The sequence below is a fragment of the Streptomyces sp. NPDC127114 genome, from assembly GCF_042677525.1.
Classification (GTDB): Bacteria; Actinomycetota; Actinomycetes; order Streptomycetales; family Streptomycetaceae; genus Streptomyces.
Map to the genome: position 1 here is coordinate 182,827 of NZ_JBHXTJ010000010.1, position 26,018 is coordinate 208,844.

13 protein-coding genes are annotated in these 26,018 nt (G+C 71.0%); 10 read left to right on the forward strand and 3 right to left on the reverse strand.

Annotated elements, in window-relative coordinates:
• The first annotated feature begins 24 nt into the window (after window positions 1–24).
• From ligD to ACFVGS_RS13785, 8 genes are all read left to right on the forward strand, one after another.
• Window positions 25–969: a non-homologous end-joining DNA ligase gene (gene ligD / locus ACFVGS_RS13750; protein ID WP_384420614.1), complete on the forward strand. Its 945-nt coding sequence runs from the start codon at window positions 25–27 to the stop codon at window positions 967–969.
• Window positions 970–1,058: 89 nt separating this feature from the next.
• Window positions 1,059–2,000, forward strand: a complete 942-nt coding sequence (locus ACFVGS_RS13755; RefSeq protein WP_385692556.1) for a DNA ligase — start codon at window positions 1,059–1,061, stop codon at window positions 1,998–2,000.
• Window positions 2,001–2,438: 438 nt separating this feature from the next.
• Window positions 2,439–4,889 (forward strand): PBS lyase, encoded by a 2,451-nt coding sequence (locus tag ACFVGS_RS13760; RefSeq protein WP_384420610.1) that lies wholly within the window; start codon window positions 2,439–2,441, stop codon window positions 4,887–4,889.
• 560 nt (window positions 4,890–5,449) lie between these two features.
• Window positions 5,450–5,902, forward strand: coding sequence for a class F sortase (locus ACFVGS_RS13765; RefSeq protein ID WP_384420608.1), 453 nt, complete (start codon window positions 5,450–5,452; stop codon window positions 5,900–5,902).
• A 64-nt stretch (window positions 5,903–5,966) separates the two neighbouring features.
• Window positions 5,967–6,881, forward strand: coding sequence for a hypothetical protein (locus tag ACFVGS_RS13770; protein ID WP_385692557.1), 915 nt, complete (start codon window positions 5,967–5,969; stop codon window positions 6,879–6,881).
• Complete coding sequence (locus ACFVGS_RS13775) at window positions 6,878–8,212, forward strand: histidine kinase dimerization/phospho-acceptor domain-containing protein (RefSeq protein ID WP_385692558.1); 1,335 nt, start codon at window positions 6,878–6,880, stop codon at window positions 8,210–8,212. The genes ACFVGS_RS13770 and ACFVGS_RS13775 overlap by 4 nt, the downstream gene beginning before the upstream one ends.
• A 177-nt stretch (window positions 8,213–8,389) precedes the next feature.
• Window positions 8,390–9,790, forward strand: a complete 1,401-nt coding sequence (locus ACFVGS_RS13780; protein ID WP_384420603.1) for an FtsW/RodA/SpoVE family cell cycle protein — start codon at window positions 8,390–8,392, stop codon at window positions 9,788–9,790.
• Window positions 9,791–9,800: 10 nt separating this feature from the next.
• Window positions 9,801–11,279 carry a penicillin-binding transpeptidase domain-containing protein gene (locus tag ACFVGS_RS13785; RefSeq protein ID WP_385692559.1) on the forward strand — a complete coding sequence of 493 codons (1,479 nt, stop codon included), beginning with the start codon at window positions 9,801–9,803 and terminating at the stop codon, window positions 11,277–11,279.
• 227 nt (window positions 11,280–11,506) lie between these two features.
• Here ACFVGS_RS13785 and ACFVGS_RS13790 read toward each other — a convergent pair whose 3' ends face one another.
• On the reverse strand, window positions 11,507–12,076 hold the full coding sequence (locus ACFVGS_RS13790; RefSeq protein ID WP_385692560.1) for an SUKH-3 domain-containing protein: 570 nt from the start codon (window positions 12,074–12,076) through the stop codon (window positions 11,507–11,509).
• Complete coding sequence (locus ACFVGS_RS13795) at window positions 12,015–19,976, reverse strand: ricin-type beta-trefoil lectin domain protein (RefSeq protein ID WP_385692571.1); 7,962 nt, start codon at window positions 19,974–19,976, stop codon at window positions 12,015–12,017. Before ACFVGS_RS13795 ends, ACFVGS_RS13790 begins: the two co-directional genes overlap by 62 nt.
• Window positions 19,977–20,586: 610 nt before the next feature.
• Here ACFVGS_RS13795 and ACFVGS_RS13800 point away from each other — a divergent pair.
• Window positions 20,587–23,793 (forward strand): DNRLRE domain-containing protein, encoded by a 3,207-nt coding sequence (locus ACFVGS_RS13800; protein ID WP_385692561.1) that lies wholly within the window; start codon window positions 20,587–20,589, stop codon window positions 23,791–23,793.
• A gap of 68 nt (window positions 23,794–23,861) precedes the next feature.
• Here ACFVGS_RS13800 and ACFVGS_RS13805 read toward each other — a convergent pair whose 3' ends face one another.
• A complete protein-coding gene (locus ACFVGS_RS13805; protein ID WP_385692562.1) occupies window positions 23,862–24,968 on the reverse strand; it encodes a ferritin-like domain-containing protein in 1,107 nt (368 codons plus the stop codon).
• A 110-nt stretch (window positions 24,969–25,078) separates the two neighbouring features.
• Here ACFVGS_RS13805 and ACFVGS_RS13810 point away from each other — a divergent pair, with 110 nt between their 5' ends.
• The gene (locus ACFVGS_RS13810) at window positions 25,079–26,014 is read left to right on the forward strand and encodes a diiron oxygenase (RefSeq protein WP_384422331.1); all 936 of its coding nucleotides are present in this window, start codon (window positions 25,079–25,081) and stop codon (window positions 26,012–26,014) included.
• The last annotated feature ends 4 nt before the right edge of the window (window positions 26,015–26,018 follow it).

The following is a 26,018-nucleotide window of genomic DNA, read 5'->3' on the forward strand; positions in this document are numbered from 1 at the left end:
CGGGAATCGTGGGATTCTCATCGTATGACGCCCATCACAGAGGTGGAGGGGCGGCGCCTGGCCCTCAGGAACCTCGACAAGGTCCTCCACCCCGCCAGCGGCACCACCAAGGGCGAGCTGCTGCACTACTACGCCACGGTCGGGCCCGTGATCCTGCCGCATCTGCGCGACCGGGCGGTGTCCTTCCTGCGCTATCCGGACGGCCCTGACGGGCAGCTGTTCTTCACCAAGAACCCGCCTCCCGGCACGCCCGCCTGGGTGAAAACCACCCCCGTGCCCCGCTCCGACGCGCCGCGCGCCCGCCAGGTGGTGATCCAGGACCTGCCGTCGCTGATGTGGGCGGCGAACCTGGTCGTCGAGTTCCACACCCACCAGTGGCGGGCGGACACCCCCGCCGTCGCCGACCGGCTCGTCCTGGACCTCGACCCGGGACCGCCCGCGACCGTCGTCGAGTGCTGCCAGGTCGCCCTCCACCTGCGGGAACGGCTCGCGGCCGACGGCCTCACGGCGTACGCGAAGACCTCGGGCTCCAAGGGCCTGCACCTGCTCGTGCCGCTGGTGCCCGCGCCCTCCGCGGACGTGTCCGGCTACGCCCGCCGGCTCGCCGTCGAGGCGGAGGCCGAGCTGCCGCGGCTCGTCGTGCACCGGATGGCGAAGGCGCTGCGGCCCGGGAAGGTCTTCGTCGACCACAGCCAGAACGCCGCCGCGAAGACCACCGCGACCCCCTACACCCTGCGGGCGCGCCGGCTGCCGACCGTCTCGGCCCCGGTGACCTGGGAGGAGGTCGAGGAGACCGCGGAGAGCGGCGAGAGCGGGGCCGCGGGGACGGCAGGCACAGCGGGGACGGCGGGAGCCGGCGGCGCGGGGCGGCTGGTCGTGCTGATGAACGACATCGCGCCTCGCCTGGACATGTACGGCGAACTGCTCGCACCTCTGTTCGACCCCACGATCGCCGGACCGCTGCCATGAACCCCGCGGCCCCCGGATCGTCCCGGGGCGCGCCGGACCCGTCCCCGGGCACGCCGGACCCGTCCCCGGGCGCGTCCGACCCCCGTGGCATGCCCGATCCGCCCCGGGGCTCGTCCGCCCCTGACGTGGTGCTGCGGCCCCCCGTCGACGTGATGCGGCCGCGCGCCGCCGACGAGCTGCCCCGGCAGGGCGGTGTTCCGGGCGGCTTCCAGTACTCCCTCAAGCTCGACGGCTTCCGCGCCCTCGCCTTCGTCCTCGAGGGCGGCGAGGTCTTCCTGCAGTCCCGTGCGCGGCGCGACCTCTCCCCCGAGTTCCCGGGCATCGCCGCGTACCTGGGCGAGCGGCTGCCCCCGGGCATCGTCCTGGACGGCGAGCTCTGCGCGTACCGCGAAGGGCGACTGAGCTTCACCGACCTGCTCCGCTCGCACCGGGACCGCGAGCGGTTCGGCATCCCCGTCTCGTACATCGCCTTCGACCTGCTCGCCCTCCCCGGCCACGACCTTCGCGGCCGGCCGCTGCACGAACGCTGGGACCTCCTCGGCGCCGCCCTCGCGGGCATCGGCCCGCCGCTCCAGCGGGTGCTCGCCACCGACGACGAGGCGACGGCGCGCGAGTGGTTCGACGCGCTGCGCGACGCGGGCGTCGAGGGCGTGGTCGCCAAGGCCTGGAACTCGGCGTACCGGCCGGGTGGCACCTGGTCCTGGCGGAAGGTACGGCACTCGGACACCGGCGACGCCCTGCTCGCCGGTGTGTTCGGACCGCCCGACCGCCCGCACGCACTGCTCGTGCGCCTGCCCGACGGCCGCGAGCTGCGCACCACGCCTCGGCTGTCCGGGGCCCAGGCGCGCGAGGTGGCGGAGCTGACGGCGGGGCGGGTGGCGGCGGAGCCGGTGGAACACCCGGAACACGGGACGGTACGGCCGCTCGCCGAACCCGTCACGGTCGAACTGCGCGTGATCGCAGGCCGTCAGGACACGGCTCGGTTCGTGCGGGTACGGGAGGCGGAGGCGTGGCCGGAGGCCGAGCCGTAGCCGGAGGCGGAACCGTAGCCGGAGGCGGAACCGTAGCCGGACCGCCCCAGCGCCCCGGTGGCCCGGCGGCCCAGCGCGAACGCGCCCCGCGGCCGGATACCGATCACCCCTCCCATCCGCTCCGTTCCGGACAAAGTCCCCGAGCACCCCGGCGCGGGGGCCCGTGCGAGCGGTCCGGTGCGCAAGTGTGCATGTCCGGCGGGCGGTTGGGGTGTCGGTGAGCGGGCGGAGGCGGCCGGCTCGGGCGCTCGATCGGCGGGGCGAGGGGCCGTCAGGGCTCCCGACGGGTCTCCGGCGGGCCCCCGACGGACCTGGGCGTGGCGCAAAGCGAGCGGCCGCGCGGGGCTTGCGGAACAGCCTCCGGCGGGCGGGTCCTTGTTACGGGTGCGTTGGTGCACACTTGCTGCCTGGTAAGCGCTCACGGGGAAGGCGGCCTGCATGCTGACGGGGATCGAGGAGGTCGACTGGGCTTCGCTGGGCCATGCGTACGGCCCCGCGGACGACGTGCCGGAGCTGCTGCGGGGACTCGCCTCCGACGACCCCGCGGAGCGGGAGAACGCGCTCGACGGCATGTACGGGGCGGTGCACCACCAGGGTGACGTCTACGACTCGACTCTCGCTTGTATCCCCTTCCTCCTCGAACTCGTCGCCGACCCCACGGTCAAGGACCGGGGCGGCATCGTCGAGTTGCTCACCAGCATCGGCGGCATCGACCTGTCCGGGGACGAGGAGCTGGACGAACTCGACCCGGAGGACGAGGAGTTCATACCGGCGGCCAACTACGCGATGGCCGCCGCCGCGGTCGCGGCAGGCGCCGACGTGTTCCTCGCGCTCGTCGACGACCCCGACCCCGAAGTACGGCTCGCGGCCCCGTGCGCGCTGGCCTCGCTGCACGGCGACCCGGTCCGCGTGCTCGACCTGCTGCGCGAGCGGCTCACGGTCGAACAGGACACCGAGGTACGGCTCGCCCTGGTCGCGGCGGTCGGGCGGATCGCGCTGCGGCACGAGTCGCTGCGCGACGAGACCGTGGACTGGCTGGGCTGGCTGTCCCGCGCCGCACAGGCGCCGGGTCTGCGGCTCGCGGCGCTCGCGCAGCTCGCCCGGGTGGCGCCTGCCGAGATCCCGGACGACGTGGTGGAACGGGTCACGGTGCTGCTCGACGAGGTACGCACGGCCCCGCAGAACCGGCCGACCTCGTCGGTGGACTCGCTGGACGCGATGGAGCCGCTGGACCGACTGGCTTCGATGGCCTCGCTGGACTCGTTGGCCCCGCTGAACTCTCTGGACTCGCTGGACTCCCTGGACTCGTTGGCCCCACTGGACTCTCTGGACTCGCTGGCCCCGCGGGACTCTCTGGACTCCCTCACGGCCGTCGAAGGCGCCGAGGCCGTCGAAGGCGTCGAAGGCGTCGAAGGCGTCGAGGATGCTGAGGGTTCTGGCAGCGCCGAAAGCAGCGACGGCAGTACGGAGGGCGTCGAGGGTGTCGAGGCGGGCCGTACGGTCGCCGCCTCCTCGTCCACGCCTGTGTCCGCCTCGGCCTCGGCCTCCGCCTCTTCCTCTGCCTCTGCTTCCGCCTCCGCTCTGATGGGGCAGGTGCGCGAGCTGTTCGAGGAGCACTCGGCGGGCCGCCCCACGCCGTGGACGGAGGAACTGCTGCGCACGCTGCACTCCGCCCTGGACGACCGGGTCGACGACCGCATCGCCCTGATCCTGGCGCAGCTGCGCAGCCCCGACTGGGGCCAGCGGTCGGACGCGATCTGGTTGTGCGGCGGTCTGATACGGGTGTGGCGGGGGCGGTACGAGGAAGTGGTGCGGCTGGTCGGGGCGCAGTTGAGTGACCCGGAGCCGCGGCTGCGCGAGGCCGCGACGTCGTTCCTGGAGCGGCTCTTCGAGCTGGGCGGGCCCGCGGCGGACGCGCTGGCCGCGCGCCTGACCACCGGGTCGACGGGGCCGCTCGGGCTGCCGGGGCCGGGCGCGCGGGCCGGGCGGGGCGGGGCGCTGCTTGCGCTCGCCCGTGCCGGCGACGCGCGGGCGATCCCGCTGCTCGCCAGGGCGCTGGAGGAGCGGGAGGTACGGCGCGAGCTGCTGTACGCGGTCGATTCGCTGGGCCCGGCGGCGCTGCCGCTCGCGCCGGTGCTGCGGCGCCGGCTCGGGGAGGTGGAGCTCGACGACCTGTTGTACGACCGGGCGGCGCCGCTGCTGTTCGCGCTGGGCTCGGTACGGGGCGCCCAGGCGTTGCCTGAGGTGCTGCGGGTGCTGCGCGGCGCGCCGGTGAACCGTCGGGAGTGGGTGCGGGAGGCGTGCCTGCGGACGCTCGTGGCGTTCGGGCCCGTCGCCCAGGAGGCGCTGCCGGACGTGCGGCGGCTGCTCGGCTCGGAGTCGGCGGCGGTGTCGTCGATGGCGGCGCGGGCGATGTGGGCGCTGGACGGTTCGCTGGACGAGGCGCTCGGCGCGCTCGACCGGTGGCTGCGGCCGGGTACGTCGGGCGGCGAGTGGTGCGCGGCGGCCCTCGCGCTGGGTGCCATCGGGCCGGCCGCGGCCCGCTCGGCCCCCGCCCTGCGGGCGGGGCTCGGCTCGCGGGACCTGTGGGTGCGGGTGCGTTCGGCGGCGGCGCTGTGGCGGGTGACCGGGGACGCGGCGGAGACCCTGCCGGTGCTGCTCGCGGCCTGGGAGGAGAACCGGCACACCCGGGTGGCCGTGGCGGAGTGCCTGGCGGAGATGGGCGCGGCGGCGGCGGACGCGGAGCCCGCGATCCGCGCGGAACTCTCCCGCAGGCGCCGCCACAACGCCCGCGAGGACGGCGCGGGCTCCCACGACGTCCACGACGACGAAAAGCTCCTCACGTTGTGCCGCGCGGCCCTGACCCAGATGGAACGCCGGCTGTACTGACGACGCCCGGCCGACCGGGCGGCGCGAGGCAGGCCGATCCCGGACGGCCAGGGCGCGGGCCGACGAGGGGCCAGGTGGCTCCCCCAACCAGGGGTGGCGGTTCGGCGACTGGCGTCCCTCGGTCGGCGGTAGACCCGGGTGACCAGCCACCCCACCCTCGACGGGGCGAGCACCCCACGGTCGGCGGGGGTGGCGCGCCGGAGTACGCGGCATCTCGAACGCGCCGCCGAGTCGGCGGCTGCCGTGCCATGGCCGACGGCGGCCGGCCCCCACGTAACGAGCCCGCAGGCTCACCTCCGGCTCACTGTTACACAACCGCAAAGCCGGACATTTACCTTCGTATCCGGTCAACCGCCGCCACCCGATCGGAGTCCGCCATGAGCCGTCGCCCCTCCCCCTTCCGCCGCCGCGCGCTGCTCGTCACCAGTGCGCTCGCCGTCGCCGTCGGAGGCGGGGTCCTCGGGTGCGGCGGAAGCGTCGGGGCCGCGGGGAACGGGGCGCCGGATGTGACCGTACGGAACGTGGCCGTGAGACCCGCCGGGCATCAGGCGGCGCCGGCCATGGCTGCGTCGGAACCGAACCGGCTGGTCATACCGTCTGCCGGAGTGGATGCCGGGCCGATGCTGCGGCTCGGCCTGGACGCGGATCAGGAGATGCAGGTGCCGTCGGTGGAGCAGGCCGAGCAGCCGGGCTGGTACACGGGGAGCGTGACGCCGGGCGAGCGCGGGGCGGCGGTGGTCGTCGCGCATTACGACACGGCACGGGGCCCCGCCCTGATGCGCGACGTGGCGAAGATCAAGGCCGGAGACCTGATCGAGGTGGGACGCGCGGACGGCTCGACGGCGCGGTTCGCGGTGCGCGAGATCCAGCAAGTAGACAAAAAGGACTTCCCTACGAATAAGGTCTATGGGAAGACCGACCGGCCCGAGCTCCGCCTCATCACCTGCGGCGGACCCGTCCGGGACGGTCACCGCACCGACAACATCATCTTCTTCGCCGACCTGGTGAAGTGACCCCACCGGGAAACCACGGGGCACCCTCAGGAAGCCGACGGATCCGACCCGCCCGAGGAGGGCAGTGACCACGCGACGCCGAGCGCGGCTCTCCGCCGCCACCGCCACCGCGGCCGTCCCGGTCGCGGCCCTCGGCGTGCTCGCGCTCGTCCTGACCGCCGCCCTCACCGGCTGCGGCGGCCATGGCGAACTGCAGAGCTCCGGCCGCGCTCCCTCCGCCGTCGGCCCGGTCCGGCTCTGGCCTGACCTGCCGCCCGCGACCAACCCGCCGATCGACTACGGCGAGACCGACACCCAGCGCGTTCCCGGGATCAGCGTCCCGGACAACGACGTCCACACCGTCGACGCCGTGGCGGTCGTCCAGGCCGAGGTGCGCGCAAGCGAGGGCGCCCGCTCCGGCCCGGACGGGTTGTACGAGGAGACCGCCCGAGCCGTGCAGGACTGCGGCAAGGACAAGGACTCGGACAAGGACTCCGACAACGCCACGGACAAGGCCACGGACAAGGGCTCCGGCAAAGCCAGGGACAAGGGCACGGAGAGAGCCGCGAGCGCCGCCTGTCCCGTCCTCAAGCCGTACTACCGCGACCTCACCGGCAACGGCCGCGACGAGCTCATCGTCGGCATCCGCATGCCCGACCAGCAGCTCGGCGTCCGTGTCTATCTCGCCGAGAACGGCGGACTGACCCGCATCATGTCCACCGTCGACCAGGTCGTCAGCGTCGAGCTGGCCGGCCGGGACCTCATCATGCGGGTCAGCTCGGCCGGAATCCCCGGGTACGAGTACCGGACCGCGTGGTCCTGGGACGAGCAGCAGCGGTCGATGCTGCCGGCGCGGGACGAGATCGTGCGGGTGAAACCCGGTGCGGGTACCTCGATGGTTCCGGCGCCCGTGTTCGTGAGTCCGACGGCCACCCCCAGCGCCTCCGCCACCGCGCCCGACCGCGCCCCCGCCCCGAGCCCCTCCGAGGGTGGCCCGTGAACCGGTCCCGAGAACCCCGTACGCCCACGACGTCCGCCTCCCGCCGCTTCCCCCGGCTGCCCGCCTGGACCGCGACCCTCACCTGGAAGGCCGCGGTCTTCATCACCGTCATGTGCTGCGCCCTCGCGGCGCTCCTCGGCACCCTCGTCCACGTCTCGGTCGCCGGGCAGACCGTGAAGGACTCCCGGGACAAGGCGCTGGCCCGGCTCGACGAGGTCAGCCGGCTCTACGAGTCGGGCGAGCCGCTGCCCCGGTTCGCCGGGGTCGACCCGGCCGGGCTGCCCGAGTCCCTCCGGGCGCTCGCGCTGAGGGGCGAGCGGGGCACGATGGTGACCGAGTTCGAGGGCCGCCCGACCATGTGGGCGGCGGCCCCTGCCGACGGCCGCGCCCTCGCCGTGCGCATCGACTACACCCAGAGCGCCGACACGATCGACGGGCTCGACCGCTCGATCCTCGGCTCGTCCGTCCTCGCCATCGGGGCGACCCTGCTCGTCGGGGCCTTCGCCGTCACCCGGATCACCCGGCGCCTGCACGCGACGGCGCAGGTGGCGCGGCGGATCAGCGCCGGCGACCTGGACGCGCGCGTCAACGATCCCCGCACGAAGGACCCTTCACGGCCCCAGGACGAGGTGGCCACGGTGTCGGGAGCGCTCGACACCATGGCCTCCTCGCTCCAGCGGAAGCTGCAGAGCGAGCAGCGGTTCACCGCCGACGTGGCGCACGAGCTGCGCACGCCGCTCACCGGCCTCTCCGCCGCGGCCGAACTGCTGCCCGAGGGGCGGCCCTCGGAGCTGGTGCGGGACCGGGTGCGGACGATGCGCGCGCTCACCGAGGACCTGCTGGAGATCTCCCGGCTCGACGCGGGCACCGAGACGGTGGACCTGGCCGTGCACGACCTGGTCCCGCTCGCCGAACGGGTCGTGCGCGCCTCCGGCACCGACACCGAGGTCCGGGTGGTGCGGGACGCGACGGTGGAGACGGACAAGCGGCGGCTCGAGCGGGTGCTCGGGAATCTGGTCGCCAACGCCCACAAGCACGGCGCGCCGCCGGTGGTCCTGACGGTCGACGGGCCGGTGGTGACGGTACGGGACCACGGCGCGGGCTACCCGGAGTACCTGCTGGAGGCAGGACCGCAGCGGTTCCGTACGGAGAGCGGCGGCAAGGGGCACGGCCTCGGGCTGACCATCGCCGCCGGGCAGGCCGAGGTGATCGGCGCGGAACTCGTCTTCTCCAATGCGCCGGAGGAGGACGGCGACGGCGGGGCCCTCGCCCGTCTCACGCTGCCGGAGTACGTACGCCTGGCCGAGTCGGAAGAGCCGACGGACGCGTGACGACCGACCGGTGAGGACCGACCGGTGAGGACCGACCGCTGAGGACCGGCCGGCGAGGACCGATCGCTGAGGACGGGCCGGCGAGACCGACCGGTGAGGACCGGCGACCGGCGCGCAACGGCGGCGCACCGTCACACAAAAGGGACATAAGGCTTACTGCTTGCTACGTTGCGGTCCATGACCGCACCGCCGCCGACGGACGCGAAGGACACCAGGGACGCGCCCCCGCCCGGCGTGCGCGTGCCCCGGCGTCGTGGTGTGGAGTTCTCGCTGCTCGTCGGGGCGGTCCTCATCTCCGTCTGCGGCTACGCGGAGGTCGGGCTCGCCCGCAGCGGTGCCGTGCCGCCCGACGCGGCGCGCTACGGCGCCGGCCTCGGGCTCCTCGCGCTGCTCGCCCATCTCGCGGTCCGGCTGCGCGCGCCCTACGCCGACCCGCTCCTGCTGCCGATCGCCGTGCTGCTCAACGGCCTCGGCCTGGTCCTCATCTACCGGCTCGACCTGGAGACGCCGGGCGACCGGGCCGCGCCGACCCAGCTGGTCTGGTCGACGCTCGGTGTCGGCCTGTTCATCGCCGTCGTCCTGCTGATCCGCGACCACCGGGTGCTGCAGCGGTACGCGTACCTGTCCGTCGCCACCGCGCTCGCGCTCATGATCCTGCCGATCTTCTTCCCCGCCGTGAACGGCGCCAGGATCTGGATCCGGATCGGCGGACTCTCCTTCCAGCCGGGCGAGTTCGCCAAGATCCTGCTCGCCGTCTTCTTCGCCGCCTACCTCGCCGCCAACCGGAACGCGCTCGCGTACACCGGCCGTACCGTCTGGAAGCTGCAGTTCCCCACGGGCCGGGTGCTCGGCCCGATCGTGGCGATCTGGCTGCTGAGCGTCGGCGTGCTCGTCCTCGAGCGGGACCTGGGGACCTCGCTGCTCTTCTTCGGGCTCTTCGTGATCATGCTGTACGTGGCGACCGGGCGGACCGGCTGGATCGCGGTCGGGCTGCTGCTCGCCTCGGCCGGCGCGTTTCTCGTCGGCTCCCTCGAACCGCACGTCCACAGCCGGGTGCAGGACTGGCTGGATCCGTTCGCCTCGATCCGGGCGGGTGACGGGCCGGGGCAGCTGGCCCAGTCGCTGTTCGCGTTCGCCGCCGGCGGGATGCTCGGCACGGGACTCGGCCTCGGGCACTCGGTGCTCATCGGCTTCGCCACGAAGTCGGACTTCATCCTGGCGACGGCGGGCGAGGAGCTGGGCCTGGTCGGCCTGACCGCGCTCTTCCTGCTGTACGCGCTGCTCGTCGCCCGCGGCTACCGCGCCGGGCTCGCCCTGCGCGACCCCTTCGGACGGCTGCTCGCCATCGGCCTGGCCTCGATCCTCGCGCTCCAGGTCTTCGTCATCGCGGGCGGGGTGATGGGACTCATCCCGCTCACCGGCATGGCGATGCCGTTCCTCGCCCAGGGCGGGTCCTCGGTCGTCACCAACTGGGTCATCGTGGCGCTGCTCGTCCGGGTCTCGGACTCGGCGCGGGCCCCGCGCCCGGACATGGCCGACACGGGCGTCATCGCCCCCGTCGTGGAGGACGCGAGGTGAGCCCCATCCGATGATCCGGTACATCCGGCGGGCCGCCGGGCTCTGTCTGGTCCTGCTCGTGGCACTGCTCGTCAACGCGGGCCGGGTGATGGTCCTGGAGGCGGACGAGCTGGACGACAACCCGGCCAACCGTCGCATCGCCATCTCCCGCTGGGGCCAGCCGCGCGGCGAGATCCTCGTGGACGGCCGTCCGGTCACCGGCTCCCGGGACAGCGGGCAGCAGTTGCGCTGGGAACGCACCTACACGCAGGGCCCGTTGTACGCGCCGGTGACCGGCTACGCCTCCCAGACGTACGGCACGACGCTCCTGGAGAGCGCCGAGGACGACCTGCTGTCCGGCACCGATCCGATGCTCGCGCCGCTGCCGCTGTGGAACGACGTGAGCCGGGGCCGGCACCCGGGCGGCGACGTCGTCACCACGATCCGGGCCCGGATGCAGGAGGCGGCCTTCCGGGGGCTCGACGGCAGGCGGGGCGCGGTCGCGGCGATCGAGCCGTCGAGCGGCCGGATCCTGGCGCTCGTCTCCTCGCCGTCGTACGACCCGGGACTGCTCTCGGGTACGGGCCCCGCGGTGTCCGACGCGTGGCACCGCCTCAACACCTCGCCCCACCAGCCGATGCTCGACCGGGCGATCCGGCAGACCTATCCCCCGGGCTCCACCTTCAAGATCGTGACGGCGGCCGCGGCCCTCGACGCGGACGTGGTCACGGACGTCGACGCCCCGACCGACACCCCGGACCCCTTCGTCCTCCCGGGCACCCGCCAGGTGCTGCCCAACGAGGCGACGGGCTGCGCGGACGCCTCGCTCGCCGATGCCGTCCGGTGGTCGTGCAACACGGTGATGGCCGGGCTGAGCGTGAAGGTGGGGCTGGACCGGATGGTGACGGCGGCCGAGGCCTTCGGCTTCAACGACACGGGGCTGCGGATCCCGTCGTGGGTGGCGAAGTCCAACTTCGACACCGACATGAGCGACGACCAGCTGGCGCTGTCGTCGATCGGCCAGTTCGACACGGCGGCCACTCCGCTGCAGATGGCGATGGTCGCCGCGGCCGTCGCCAACAACGGCGAGATCGCCCAGCCCCACCTGGTCGAGCGCACCACCACCTCGGCCGGCACCCTGGTCGACTCCCCCGCCCGCCGCACCTACCGCCAGGCCATGCGCCCCTCCACCGCGACCCGCCTCCAGGACCTGATGGTCCGCGCGGTGACGGAGGGCACCGGCACCAACGCCGCCATCCCGGGCGCCCGCGTCGGCGGCAAGACGGGCACGGCCCAGCACGGCCTCGGCAACACGGGCACCCCCTACGCCTGGTTCATCGCCTGGGCCCAGTCCCCCGACTCGGCCCAGCCGGCCGTGGCGGTGGCGGTGGTCGTGGAGGACGCGGAGGCGAACCGCACGGACATCAGCGGGGGCGGGGACGCGGCACCGATCGCGCGGGCGGTGATGGAGGAGGGGCTGAGGCTGGAGGCGGAGGGGCGGGGGCGATGACACCAAGAGCGTGAGACGCGGAAGGCGGCCTGCAGGCGGATCCGCCCCCCTCCCGGCATGTACCGCCCCCGACATGCGTCGCGGGGCCCGCGGGGGGGGCAGCCCCGCGGGAGGGCGGGGGGGGGGGGGGCCCCCCCGGGGCGGGGGGGGGGGGGGCGGCAGTGGGGACGCGCGGCGAGGAGATCCTCGCAGGGGCGCGACGGTGGTGGCGGAACGCCACCTAGGGGCTAGCGGGACTCAGGCCTCTTGGGCCACGGCCTTCGTCCCGGAGCAGACCACACGCAGATCAGCGGCCGGGTCGGCCGTACGGCGAATTCCAATGCCTCGAAGGGCGTTTCGCCGAGTTCCCAGACGAGTCCGTCCAAGTAAGCCCGGACCCTTCCACTGACCCCCATGAACACATGACTGCTGCTCAACCACCACCCGACCGGGTTGTGATCCTCCCCGAACACGTCCTTCAGCAGGAGTGCCTCGTCCAGATACCGGACTCCTCGGCCCGGGCTGATCCAATAGGGCTCGTCATTCATGAAATTCGGACCGGCAGTCAAAACCGGCTCGATTTTCAAACCCCGGAATTCCCTCATGAAGGAGGTGAAATTCTCGTGGATCACGTACCCGGCGAGCGCGAGCCGCTCGACGGTGTCCGAGATGTCCACTCGCCTTCCTGGCTGCCAGCCGGCAGCCAGGAGGGCTTCACGGACGGGAAGACTCAGCCCGTGGTCGGGCTCAGTTGATTCAGGGCCCAATGAACAGTCCCTTCTGCAGTCGACTGCACCGTCCGCAAGGCCGGGCAACATCGCCGTGCTCCCAGTTTCCGTCGTCGTCGTCACCGACGTGGACGACGTCCATGTGGCCGCCACGGATCGCGCTCGGGCCTTCGGCGTTGTACGCCTTGATCAGACACTTGGTCTCGGCGCAGCCGCCGTGGTGATCGTACTCGTCGAACTCGTCCTGCATGCCCGGGGGCACGGCGGGCTGTTCCTTGTTGTGTGCCCGGTAGACCTCACCCGAAGGCGACGTGTATTCGGCCGCGTATTCCGCGCCGTACGCCTCCGCGATGTCTGCCAGGTCCTGCAGTGCCTGCGACGGCGGGCAGTTGTGAACCAGGACCGAGGTCTGCGCGGCCAGCACGTAGTAGGTGTGCAGGTCGGAGACGGTCAGGTTGTGAACCGTGCTGTCCTGGCTGGTCCACCGCTCGACCGCGGCCACCTGGACGTACGCGCCAGAGCTGGTGCGCAGCCAGTTGCCGGACTTCAGGTCGGTCGCGTCGATCCACTCACCGAGCTCGGGCACCCAGAAGGGGTGACCGTCAGTTGCGGTGACCTGGGCCGTCTTGGAGCCGGCCTTGCCGTCGACGTCGATCGTGACCTTGACCAGGTGCTTGAGGCCCTGGCCCTTGATCTCCGCGGTGACCGTCTCGACACGCGTCTCCCCGCGCTCCGGGTCGGTGGCGATGACCTTGTCGCCGACCTTGACCTGCTCGATCGGCTTGGTGGTGCCATCGGCCATCAGCACCTTCGTGCCCGGCACGAAGCTGTTGCTGATCGGGCAGGAAGCGCCTTCCTCGACCTTGCCGGAGCCGCCGCCGCCGCTGGTACCGCCGTTGCTGCGGGAGGAGCCGCCGGACTTGCCGGAGCCACCGCCCTCGGACTTGCCGGAGCCGCCACCGCCGGACTTGCCGGAGCCGCCGCCCTTGCCGGAGCCGCCTCCGCCGCCCTTGCCGGCGTGGGAGGAGGACTTCGGCGCGGACTTGGCCTGCGCCTGCTTCTGCGCCGCGTTGCCCGTCTTCCGCTTCGCGGCGGCCGCCGCGTCCGCCTTTCTCTTGGCGGCTTCGGCCGCCTTCTTCTTGGCTCTTTGCGCGGCCTCCTTCTTGGCCTTCTCGATGGCCGCCTTCTTGGCCTTCAAGGCTGCCGCTTCGGCTGCCTTCGCGGCCTTGAGCACCGCCTCCGCGGCCCGCTTGGCCGCCTTGAACGCCTGGATGGCGTCGATGGTCCGGTTGATCGCCTTCAGAACCGACGGGATCTTGCCCAGCTTCGTCCACGGAATGGCGTCCAGGATGATGCTGCCGCACGACCACATGTCACCGCCGAAGCAGGCCATGGCGTCGTTGATGCCGATGAAGTCCTTCAGCGTCTCCCAGGCGATCGACAGGATCACGGAGGTCAGGGACTTGCCCATGGTGGCCTGCGCCTGGGCGACCTGCGCCGCGGACAGACCCGCGCCGGCAAGGGCCGCGGCCTTCTCCGAGGCGGTCAGGCTGATGGCGAGACCGGTCGGGTCGGAGTACGTGACCGGGTTGTTGTGCGCGTACGCGTACCCGTTGGACTGCAGCGGGTCGTTCAGGTCGAGCAGAGGGTCGGCGGACAGGAAGCGTCCGACCACGGGGTCGTACAGGCGGGCGCCCAGCGGCTGGAAGCCGGAGGAGTCGTCCCGGGTCTTGCCGAGGAATCCCTTGTGGTTCTGGAGGTTGGCACCGGCGGTGCCGCGCTCGTTGCCGAAGGGGTCCTGCTTGCGGATGCGCACCGACTGGCCGCCGTAGAGGGCGACCTCCGTGTACGCGCTGCCCTGGTGGTCCGAGGTCTGGGCGACCAGGGTCTCCGAGCCGGTGCCGTACGAGTAGCGCATGACCGCGCCACCCGGAACCGAATAGGTGCGCTGGGTGTTGACGAGGACGCCGCCCTGCTGGACGGTCACCTCGGCCTCGCCCAGGTGGAGGGTCGCCTGCTTGCCCTTGATGGTGAGCAGGCGGGATCCGTCGGGGCCGTAGACGTGACGGGTGTCGTTCTGCGGCAGCCACTGCTGGGCGGCCTGGGCCGCGTCACAGGTGGCGAGCACGACCGGCGTCGCGTTCACGTTCGCCGCGCCCTGCACCGCGAGGCACAGGTTGCCGGAGGCGGGGTGGATCAGCTGGCCGGAGGCGTTGCGCTTCAGCTCCTGCGCGGCCGAGCCGTCACACTTCTGGATCTGGAGCGCCGAGCCGGCCGTGTTGGCCGCGGGCTGGAGGCACCAGTTTCCGTAGACCGAGAGCGTGCCCTTGTTGGGGTCGCTCTGCGGCGCCGCCGCCGTGCCCGGGGTGGGCGTGAACTTGAAGTTCTGCGCCACCGAGGTGTTGCAGGCGTACAGCTGGATGGGCTGGCCGGCCGCACCCGCACCCGACTTCAGGTCCAGGCACTTCTGGCCGAGACCCACGTACGGGGTCTTGCCACCGGTGCCCGCACCGGTGATCCGGTCGACCTGGCCGTCGTAGGTCCAGGTCAGGTCCTGCTTGTCTCCGTTCTCGACCGAGGTGACCGACTTGGTCTCACCCGTCAGCTCGTACAGCCGGGTGGCCTCGGCGGTCACATCGGCGCCGGAGGGCGTCTTGTACTTCTTCGTCACCTTGGCCAGCGTGTGCGGCTGGTCCTTGGCGGCGTTCTTGCCGTACGCGTACGTGGTGACCGCGTTCTTGGCGGTGTCGCCGCTGAGGTCGTTCTCGGTCAGCTGCGAGCGGTTGCCGAGCAGGTCGTAGTCGTACTCCTGCCAGTAGCCCGAGCCGTCCGCGCCCGCGGCGACCCGGAGCGTGCCGTCCGGGTTCTTGTTGAGTGAACCGTCCGGGTTCCTCGGGTTGACGCAGGTCGTCTGGTCCTTGGCGGTCCAGGCCGACTTCAGCTGGCCGATCGGGTCGTAGACGAAGCACTGCCGCTCCTCGATCCCGGAGGCACCCTCCTGGATCGAGGTGACGTTGCCCGCCGGGTCGTAGGTGTACGCCCGGTGGGAGACCAGGTTGCCGGAGACGAGGGAGTTGACGACGGAGTTGTCCGCGGCCGTGCCGGTCTTCTCGCGGAAGACCGACTGCGACGTGAGCTCGCCGCTGGACTCGTCGAAGGCGTTCTGCGTCCACACGCGGTACGGCTGGGCACCGAGCGTGGAGCGGAGCACATGGCCGTAGGGGTCGTAGGCGGTCTCGGCGCCGTACCAGTCCTTGCCGGAGATGGAGAGCGGCTTGCCGTCCTTGTTGTAGCGGACGACCAGCTTCTCGGTGCCGAAGTTGCCCACCGCCGGAAGGGTGGTCTCGTCCAGCATGCCGCGGTCGTTGTACGTGTAGTCGTACCTGTAGTCCTTCTTCAGGCCCCAGGTGTCGACGATGGACTGCGGCAGGGACAGCGTGGTCGAGGTCGGCTGGTAGTCCTTCGTGTAGCCGTTGACCGTCTGGGTGTACGCCTGGAGATCGGTGTAACGCGTGGCGGTGGCGGGCATGCCCTTGCCGCCCGGGGCCGTGTCATACGTGAACGAGGACAGCACCTTGCCGAGGGAGTCGGTCTCGCGCACCTCCTTCGGCCGCGACAGCTCGTCGTAGCTGTTCCAGACCTTGATGCCGCGGGCGTTGGTGGTCGTCTCGACCCGGCCGAAGGCGTCATAGGTCGTGCGTGTCGTGCCCGTGTCGGGGTCGACCGCCGTCTCCACCTGGCCGTTGTGGTTGTACGTCCACGACCACGGGTGCGCCTCGTCGGCCGATGCGGTCGCCTTGGCGAGCTGGCCGTGCACGTCGAACTCGTAGCGGGTCGACGTGAAGCCGCCAGGGGCCGCCGGGTTGAAGGTGTCCGTGCGGACGGTGCGGCCGGTCGCGTCGGTCCAGACGCGGTAGGAGGAGTCGCCCTGCGGCTGGATGACCTTCGACCAGTCCTCGCCGTACTCGTAACGGACGGCCCGCTCCGGGTACGCCTTCGAGGTGGACGCCTGCGTGTTCGGGTCCACGTACTTCAGGTACGGGGTTTCCTGGAGCACGCGGCCGAGACCGTCGTAGGTGTAGCGGGTGATGTTGGGGACGGCCGTGTCGGACACCGGAACGAAGAGCTGGCCCGGCGTGGCCTCGTCGGTCAGGTAGGCGTTGTTGGTCTGCCCGACCTCACCGGAGCTGTTGTACAGCGTGTCGGTGATCAGCCAGCCGGCGTCGCCGTCGGCCTCCTCCTGCGTCTGCCGCTCGCGGCCGAGGCCGTCGTAGAGGGTGACGGAGGTCTCGATCCGGTCCTCGTAGCCCCGCGCGTAGGTGGTGACGTACGGGGGCTTGCGGATCTTGAGGTTCTTGTTGTCCGGGTCGGTCTCCTCCATCGGGATCGTGTAGACCGCGCGGAAGTCCGCGACGCCGCTGCCGGGGGTCCGGCCGGGGGCCCATGCCTCGGAGAGACGGCCCAGCGGGTCGTACACGGCCTCGCTGACCAGGTCGTTGACGTCGGTCGTCTTCACGGTGACCGAGCGTCCCGGCTCCAGCTCCTGGATCTGCCGGTGCCCGAGCACGTTGGTCATGGTGACCTTGAAGACCTGACCGGTGGCCGGCCCGATGGGCTCGTACTTGATCGTGGAGGACTTCGGAGTCGGCTTGCTCAGCTGCTCCGCCGAGGTCTCCTTGACCACGCGTCCGACGGCGTCGAACGCCTTGGTGCCGGCGGTGCGGAAGTCGGTGCCGGCGCCGTTGAGCGTCCACGACTCGGTGGCCAGACCCCGGGTCGAGGAGTCGAGCGCGGTGCCGTACGTCGTGCCATCGTAGGCGGTGCGGTTGCCGCCGCTCAACGAGCCGAGGTTGGCCCAGTTGGCGTTCGCGCAGGTCGTCGGCGAAACCAGAACCTGCTTGGACAGACCGATGAGGTTCTTGTCGGTCCGGTGCAGGTAGTCCAGCTTGGTGCAGGACTCGTCGCCGCTCTTGCCGGTGTCGCCGAGCGACTCCACCTGCGTCGGCAGACCGTACGTCGGGTCGTACGTCGTCGACGTCTTCACCGTGCGCAGCGTCCGCGGGTCGTCGGGGTTGGTGCCGGACGCCCTCGTGTACGCGATCTCCTCCGGCTCCGTGACCCGCCAGGCCCGCAGCGGGCTCAGGCCGTCGTCGCGGTTGCGCTTGCCGAGTTCGGTGGCCGCGGGCTTGGTGGTGCTGCGGCTCAGCCACTCGGAGTCGGCCTTGGTGGAGTCGAGGTACGTGAGCTCCTCGGCGATCCGGCCGGCGAACGGCTCCTCGTCCTTGGCGATCTCGACGCCTGCGCTGTCCTTGACGGACACGGTGTCGCCGAGGCCCCGGAAGAAGCGGGTGACGGCCTTGGAGCGTTGGCCGGGGGCGTCCGGTGTGCCTTCGACGACCGGGCCCGTGAGGGTCGTGGTCTGCTCGAAGCCCGCGAACTGCGAGTAGGTGCGCTGGGTCTTCTTGGTGAACTCGGCCTCGGCAAGCTTCCAGGCCGGGTTCTTGTACTGGTATTCCGTCCTGGTGGTGTAGTTGCCGTCGATGTTCGGCAGTTCCTCGACCGTGTCCACGACGTACTTGTGGAACCAGTCGATGTCCTCGAGCCCGGCTTCCGGGCTCCAGAACGTCGGGTAGCAGAGGCGGTTGTTCGCCTTCAGCTGCGGCTGGAGCCGGGCTATGGCCTCCGCGCGGGTCTCACCGGCCTGCTGGTCGATGCGGGGCAGGTTGCCGGTGACGCAGTCGCCCGAGGTCGGCTTGTAGGTGACGACGGTCTCGCCGCCGTACTCGTTGATGACGCGGCCGATGCGGAGCCTGGAGAAGCCGGGTCGCTGCGGGTTGTAGGCCACGACGCGGTTCGGCATGTCCTCGGCGTTGGGCTCGAACCGCACCGAGTTGAGGGTGACCTTCGCGTCGGTGGTGCCGTTGCGGGCGTAGCCGGTGCGCTGGATGGACTCCAGCCACAGGGCGGTGTTCGGGCCGGTCCTCACCGGGTCGGCGCTGTCTGGGTCGCCGTTCGCGGCGAAGCTCTGAACGAGCTGGTACTCGTCGACGACCTGGCGGGCGGTGGTGTCGGTGCGCCGCTGGGTCGAGGTCGTGATCTTGTCGAGGCGCTTGCGGGTCCAGAAGGACGGGCCAGCGTTCCAGCACTTCTTGCCGGCCACACAGCGCAGGTCTGCCGGCGTGTCGAACCAGGGCCGGTAGTTGCGCGGGTCCGTGGACGTGAAGTTGGCCTCGGAGCAGGTGACGCCGTCGACGGGGAAGCAGCGCTCGAGGACGCTGAAGCCGATGCGGGCCGGAGCCGTCTCCGTGAAGATCTTGTCGCTGCGCTGGCCGTAGTAGATGTGGTCGAGCCAGCCGTCGCGGTCGTACGGGACCGGGTCCTTGAAGTTGAAGTTCCGGGCGTAGTAGTTCGGGTCCGCCTTCTTCCACCACAGCGACATGGCGTTGCCGTGGACGTCCTCGACGTAGTCGAGGCCCCAGCGCCAGGCCTGGGTGCAGAAGGAGTTGGTCCAGTCGGTGGTGGTCGGACCCTTGTAGCAGTCCTCACCCGAGTGGTTGCCGTACACCGGGACGGTCAGGACCGAGTCGGTGTACGGGTCGTCGTCCGCCTTGTCGGCGGTGCCCTTGTCGGACCAGCCCGGCAGCTTGTTCATGCCGAAGTGGTACTTGGTCCCGTCCTTGGTGGTGACGACCCAGTACTCGTTGAACCTGGCGCCGTTGGCACGGTCCGTGTTGATGATCCGCTCGACCTTGGACCCGTCGCCGTTGGCGGTGAACCACTGGCTCTTGGTCTCGTCCCACACCAGTTCGGTGGTCATGCCGCCGAGCGAGAGGGTGGCGTTGTTCGAGCCCCAGCACAGGTCCGCGGTGCGGTGCGTGGAGTTGTTGGAGCCGGCCTTCTTGGAGTCCTCGCGGCAGTTGGCGTACGACCGGGTGATGGAGCCCGGGTTGTAGTCCCAGCCGTCACCGACCCAGGAGGCCTGGTTGTTGGACGACGAGGTGCGGCCGTCGACGGTCTGCGAGGAGTACGACAGGGCGACCTTCGGCATCAGACCGCCGGCGGTCTCCGGGACCTGTACCTGGTACGAGTAGGTGAAGGCGCCCGAGGAGGAGCCGGAGGACCAGGAGCCGGAGGACAGCAGCGGCGAGGCGGTGAAGTCGCCCGACACCGAGGAGCCCGTGTCGAGCATGCCGAGCGAGGCGCCGCCCGTCGCGTTGGCGACCGGCTGGACCCCGTCCCGGTAGGAGGCCTTCTTCGCCCCGGAGGGGACGAAGCCCTCACCGAGGAGGCTGGAGACCGGGACGGTACCCGTGACGATCTTGCGGGTCTTGGCGTTCTTGGCGGCCGTGGACCGGAACGGCGCGTCCTTGGCCGCCACCGTCTCCACCTTGCTGGGCAGCCGCTGGAAGTTCTTCTTGCCGTTCTTGACGTCCTTGGCCCCGTCGGGGCCGGACATCGGCTGCGTACCGCCGCTGTCGGCGCAGTCACCCTCGGTGGGGGTGGAGTAGACGCACTCGGGCAGCAGCATCAGACCGAAGCGGTCGGCGGCCTGCGGCCCGTAAAGGTCGGCGAAGCCCGTGGTGTCGACGCTGAGCGCCACTTCGGCGTTCGGGTCGACCGTGGCCGGCGGGGTGAGCTTCATGACGACGCCGGAGACGCCCGCAGTCTGCGAGATCGTCTCAGGGGCCACGCCCACGGTCCAGGTGCCGGCGAGGGCGGCGGCGTCACCGCCCTCGGGAACGCCGATGGCGACCGGCAGGACGGTCGAGTCGGTTTGGACCGTCTTCATGGTGCCGGGTGCGTCGGTCGCCGCGATCGGCGCGCTACCGGTTCCGGAGGCCCATGCCGCGGTCGCGGTGGGAGCGTACGGGTCGACCGGGATCTGCTCGGCCAGGGCCAGGGTCGTGGCCGCGGTGTTGTCGCCCTCGACGTCCGTTGCCTTCGGCAGGTCCGGCAGGTCGACGTTGGCGACCTGCTCCTCGCGGCTCATGCCTGGGCCGGGGATGGCCAGCGCCTGACCGCCGAGGCTGGTGATGGTCAGCGTCGAGGACAACAGAATGACGGTCGCCGCGCGGCTTCGCCGCCGTCGCCGTCGTTGTGATTCTGTCAGGGCTGGGCGTCCTCGCCCCAGCCATGACAGCGGACCTGAAGCACGCATGCGCGTCGACTCCCACCCTGGCAATTCAGACAATGGACGAGGTGCGAAAACACCACAGGGCACACGCCTGGCCCAGGCGCGTGCGTGCGCACTTTCTGTCATGTCCGGGGCGCATATCAAGATCGGTCCGCGAGCTGGAGAGCCGTCGAAGTGATCTCCGTCACCGGGCGAAACGGATCAGACGATTCCGCCAACGACCTATCAGACTGGCCGGACCTTTCGCCCGATGGTCACCAATACAGGTCCAGGAAAGCCCTGAAACGGACTGATTGACGGTCCGTCGAACAGGTTCCGCGTTTGCATAACAGATGTACAACATCGCCACACGTGGACGCTGCCCTTCACATGTGTGATCGTGTGCGCGCCTTCTGCCCCGCGGCCTGCCGACCGGGGCTGTCTGTGCTGTCCTCAATCCGCTTGGTTCCCACGGGAGTAGACCGCCGTGACCGCGCCGCCCCGATATCTCAGACCGTTCGTGCGCACGCGCACGCGGCTGTCGCTGACCCTCGGCCTCGTACTGGCCGCCCTCGTCGCCGCCCTGCTGCCCTGGTGGCAGCCCGGCGACAAGTCCCCTGTCACCGCCGGCGGCACCTCCGACGCCACGCCTGCCTCGACCGGGCCGCGTGACGAGGCCGCCGCCATGGCCCAGGCCCTGCGCACCGGCAAGGAGGTGCTCGTCGACACCGCCACCACGGCCACCACGCTGACCTGGGCCCTGCCGAGCGGCAGTCTCAAGACCCGGATCACGGCCGCGCCCACCCGGGCACGGAACGCCGAGGGCGAGTGGGCTCCGGTTGACAACACGCTCAAGCGAACCGCCAAGGCCCCCAGGGGACTTGGCATCGCACCCGTGAACCCTGCTGTTCCGGTGCGCTTCGCGAGCGGCAACGCTCCGAAGGCGCGCGCCGACCGCTCCTTCGCCCGTGCCGAGAACCCCGGTGAGACGGTTCTGGCCGAGGCGGACGTCAAGGGGCACACCGTCGCGTACACCTGGCCGGGCCCCCTGCCCGAGCCGGTGCTCGACGGCCCCCGTGCCCTCTACTCCGAGGTCCTGCCCGGGGTCGACCTGCTGGTGGTCGCCCGCGAGGAGGGCGGTCTGGCCACCGTCCTGATCGTGAAGACCCAGGAGGCCGCGCGTCAGCAGGCCCTCCGGTCCGTCACGTACGGGCTGCGCTCGGACACCGCCGTCTTCCGCCAGGACCACGAGGCCAGCCGGCTCCAGGTCCTGGACAAGGCCGGCAAGGAGATCGCGTCGATCCCCACGCCGTTCGCCTGGGACTCCAGCGGCCGGGATCCCGAACTGCCCGTCGGCACCCCGAACCGCACGTCGGTCGCGAGCCCGGCCGACGTCCTCAAGCTGTCGGGCCTCACGGGTGTCGAGCCCGGCGCGAAGTCGGCGCCGCTGCCGATGGCCCTGGAGGGCGAGAACTCCGGCGCCGTCCGGCTGGAGCTCGGTTTCGCCGCCACCGGCCTGGCCGGCCGCGAGGGCGTCAGCTACCCGCTGTTCGTCGACCCGGCGCTGAACCCCGGCTGGGACGCCTGGACGGTGGCCTACAAGCCGTACCCGAAGACCAGCTTCTTCAACGGCACCAACTTCAACTCCGGTACCTCCGACGCCCGTGTCGGCAGCGAGAACGAGACCAACGGCACCGCCCGCTCGTTCTGGCGCATGGACTGGTCGAGCAGCATCAAGGGCGCGGAGATCAAGACCGCGACCTTCAAGGTGCTGAACAACCACTCCTGGTCCTGCACGGCCCGCGAGTTCCAGCTGTGGCGCACCGGTCCCATCTCGTCCGGCACGACCTGGAGCGCGCAGCCGTCCTGGTCCGACGAGCTCCAGCGCAAGTCCTTCGCGCACGGCTGGTCGGCGACCCAGTGCGGGGACGAGTACGAGGCGTTCAACGTCAAGGACGCGGCCCAGTACGCGACCGACAACGGCCACTCGACCGTGACCCTGGGCATGCGGGCCACCAGCGAGGGCGACACGCAGACCTGGCGCAAGTTCAAGGCGACCTCCGCGACGATCGAGGCCACGTACAACCGCAAGCCGTACGAGCCCACCGACGGTGAGACCTCCCCCGGCGGCGACTGCGTCGTCGGCTCCCCGGGCCGCACCGTCGGCAAGACCCTGCTGACCCTGAAGGCGAAGGGCTACGACCCCGACGGCAACCTGAAGGGTCTGCGTTTCCGCTTCTGGAAGGCGGGCACGACCGCGCCGACGACCGGTGTCATGGGCACCAACCTGACCAGCGGCTGGGCCAAGTACGAGATCCCGTCTGCCGACCTCGTGGACGGGACCACCTACTACTGGGACGTGCGCGCGGAGGACTCCGACTCGCCGACCCCGGCGGTCTCCACGTACTTCCCGCCCGGCACCACGCCGTGCGCCGTCACGATCGACGGCTCCGGCCCGCCGCCGCCGGTGGTCACCAGTGACGTCTGGCTCAGGACGACCCCGAGCGGCGCCACCTGGGCGACGGTGAGCTTCGGCAAGACCGGGCCGATCAGGTTCGAGTCGCCCGGCGCGGTGAAGTTCAAGTACTCGTGGGGCGGGGTGTCTCCCAAGGAGATTCCCGCCGACGCGAGCGGCGTGGCCTCGGTTCCCGATCTGAAGCCGCTCAACGCCGGCCCCAACACCCTCCAGGTGTACGCCTACGACACCCTCGGCAACCCGAGCGGCCGGACGGACTACACGACGTACGTCCCGCCGAAGGAGAACGCGGACGCTCCCGGTGACACCGGCGGCGACGGCACTCCCGACCTGATGGTCATCGACGTCAGCGGCGTGCTGCGGACGTACCCGGGCCAGCCGGTCGGCACCGAGGCGGACCAGCCTGGCGGCGAGCTCTACGGCCAGCTGACCTCCTCGTACCTGAAGAACAAGGACGGCACGACGACCCTGAACCCGCCGGGTCACTGGTACGACGCCGCCTCCACGCTCGGCAACAAGGCCGCGCTGATCGGCCACTACCAGGACGTCTACCCCGGCGACGGCACGACGGACCTGTTCGCCCGCACCCCGGACGGCGGCTTCTGGCTGTACCCCGGCGACGGCTACGGCTCCTTCGACGTCGAGCAGCGGATGAAGGTCCGGCTCCCGGCGAACGCGCCCGCGCCGTCCACCTGGACCCAGATGAAGGTCCTGGGTGACATCACGGGTGACAAGCTGTCGGACGTGGTGCTGCGCGACGCGGCGGGGTTCTGGGTGCTCTCCGGCTACACCGGTGGCGCCTTCCAGACCGCGACGCAGATGAACCCGGACGCCTGGGCGCGCCGTGAGATCGTCAACCTGGCCGACATGAACAAGGACGGCGTCGCCGACCTGCTCTGGCGGAACCTGGACAACGGCAACATGTACCTGCGCCGCGGCAAGCCGGGCGCGGCGGGCGGTGTCGACCTCAACTCGCTGATGCTGGGCGCCAACTCCGCCGGCGGCCAGGACGATCCCTTCGGCACCAGCTGGACCGAGGCCAACGTCGACGCGGCGATCGGCATCCCGGACATCAGCGGCGACGGGATCCCGGACATCTGGGCCCGCTTCAAGTCCGACGGTCACATGGCCATCTACCACCCGTCGACCACCAACACCAACGGCCCGGTGAAGACCGTCATCGGGTCGGGCTGGGGAGACAAGCTGGCCTTCGGCTGATCCGGCCGGAACAAGACGGGTGAGCCCCCGGCGCCACACGGCGCCGGGGGCTCACCCCTTTCCCGGTCCTACGAGGCCTCGCCCTCCGCCACGGCCTCCGCGACCTCCGCCACGCGCTCCGCCTCCTCCGCCGCGAAGCGCTCCCGGTCCAGCGCCTCCGCGATCTCCTCGTCCTGGGTCATCAGCAGGTCGAGGCTGGAGTCGCCCAGGTCGAAGACGCCCATGTCGAGATAGGCCTTCTGCAGGCGCTCGCCCCACAGGCCGATGTCCTTGACGCACGGCACGATCCGGCTGAACAGCAGCTTGCGGAACAGGTGCAGGAACTCGCTCTGTTCGCTGAGCTCCTCCGCCTCCCGCTTGGCGATGCCGAAGTTCTCCAGGACCTCCACCCCGCGCAGCCGGTCGCGCATCAGGTAGCAGCCCTCGATGACGAACTCCTCGCGCTCGCGCAGTTCGGCGTCCGTGAGCTGTTTGTAGTAGTCGCGCAGCGCCATGCGGCCGAAGGCCACGTGCCGGGCCTCGTCCTGCATCACGTACGCGAGGATCTGCTTGGGCAGCGGCTTGTTCGTGGTGTCCCGGATCATGCCGAAGGCGGCGAGGGCGAGGCCCTCGATGAGCACCTGCATGCCGAGGTAGGGCATGTCCCAGCGGGAGTCGCGCAGGGTGTCGCCGAGGAGGCTCTGCAGGTTGTCGTTGACCGGGTAGAGCAGCCCGATCTTCTCGTGCAGGAAGCGGCCGTAGATCTCCGCGTGCCGGGCCTCGTCCATGACCTGGGTCGCCGAGTAGAACTTGGCGTCCAGGTCGGGCACGGACTCGACGATCCGGGCGGCGCAGACCATCGCGCCCTGCTCGCCGTGCAGGAACTGGCTGAACTGCCAGGAGGTGTAGTGCCGGCGCAGGTCGCCCTTGTCCTTGTCGGTGAGTGCGGCCCAGTGGCGGGTGCCGTAGAGGGACATGGCCTCGTCGGGGGTGCCCAGCGGGTCGTACGGGTCGACCTCCAGGTCCCAGTCGATGCGGGTGGCGCCGTCCCACTGCTTGTCCTTGCCCTTCTGGTAGAGGGCGAGGAGACGGTCGCGGCCGTCGTCGTATTCCCAGGTGAGCCTCGCGGCGCCGTTCGCCGGTACGTGCCAGACGGGCTCCTGCGGGGCCTGGGCGTAGAGGTCGTGCGTCGACACTGACGACTCCTTCCGACGTTTCCAGCAGGCTCACACGTTGGTAGACGCACAGTCAACAAGTCGTGCGCGAGGGATTGACGACGTTACTGACGAGGAGTCTCATACGTGTCATGGCGAGTCTCATCGAGCCCGACTTCACCCTTCTGCGGGACGCCCTCGGCCCGTTGCGCGACCGCGAGCAGGTCGCCGAGCGGCTCCTGGAGTCCTCCCTCAGGCATTCCTTCGACCCCGAGACCGACCTCGACTGGGACGCGCCCTTCGAGGACGGCAAGTGGTTCTGGCCGCCGGAGCTGGTCTCGCTCTACGACACCCCGCTGTGGCGGCGGATGTCCGAGGAGCAGCGGATCGACCTGTCCCGCCACGAGGCCGCCTCGCTGGCCTCGCTGGGGATCTGGTTCGAGATCATCCTGATGCAGCTCCTGGTCCGCCACATCTACGACAAGTCGCTCACCAGCAGCCATGTGCGCTACGCGCTCACCGAGATCGCCGACGAGTGCCGGCACTCGATGATGTTCGCCAGGCTGATCCGGCGCGGCGGCGCGCCCGAGTACCCGGTGCCGCGGATCTACCACAACCTGGGCCGTGTCCTGAAGACCGTCTCCACCACGCCGGGCTCCTTCGCGGCGACCCTGCTCGGCGAGGAGATCCTCGACTGGATGCAGCGGCTGACCTTCCCGGACGAGCGCGTGCAGCCGCTGGTGCGCGGCGTCACGCGGATCCACGTGGTGGAGGAGGCACGGCACGTCCGTTACGCGCGGGAGGAGCTGCGCCGCCAGATGATCACCGCGCCGCGCTGGGAGCAGGAGTTCACCCGCCTCAGCTGCGGCGAGGCCGCCCGGGTCTTCTCCACCTGCTTCGTCAACCCCGCCGTCTACGACAACGTGGGCCTGGACCGCCGCGAGGCCGTCGCCCAGGTGCGGGCGAGCGGCCACCGCCGCGAGGTGATGCAGTCCGGCGCCAGGCGGCTCACGGACTTCCTGGACGACATCGGGGTGCTGCGGGGTGCGGGCCGCAGGCTGTGGAAGTCGTCCGGATTGCTGGCCTGAGGAC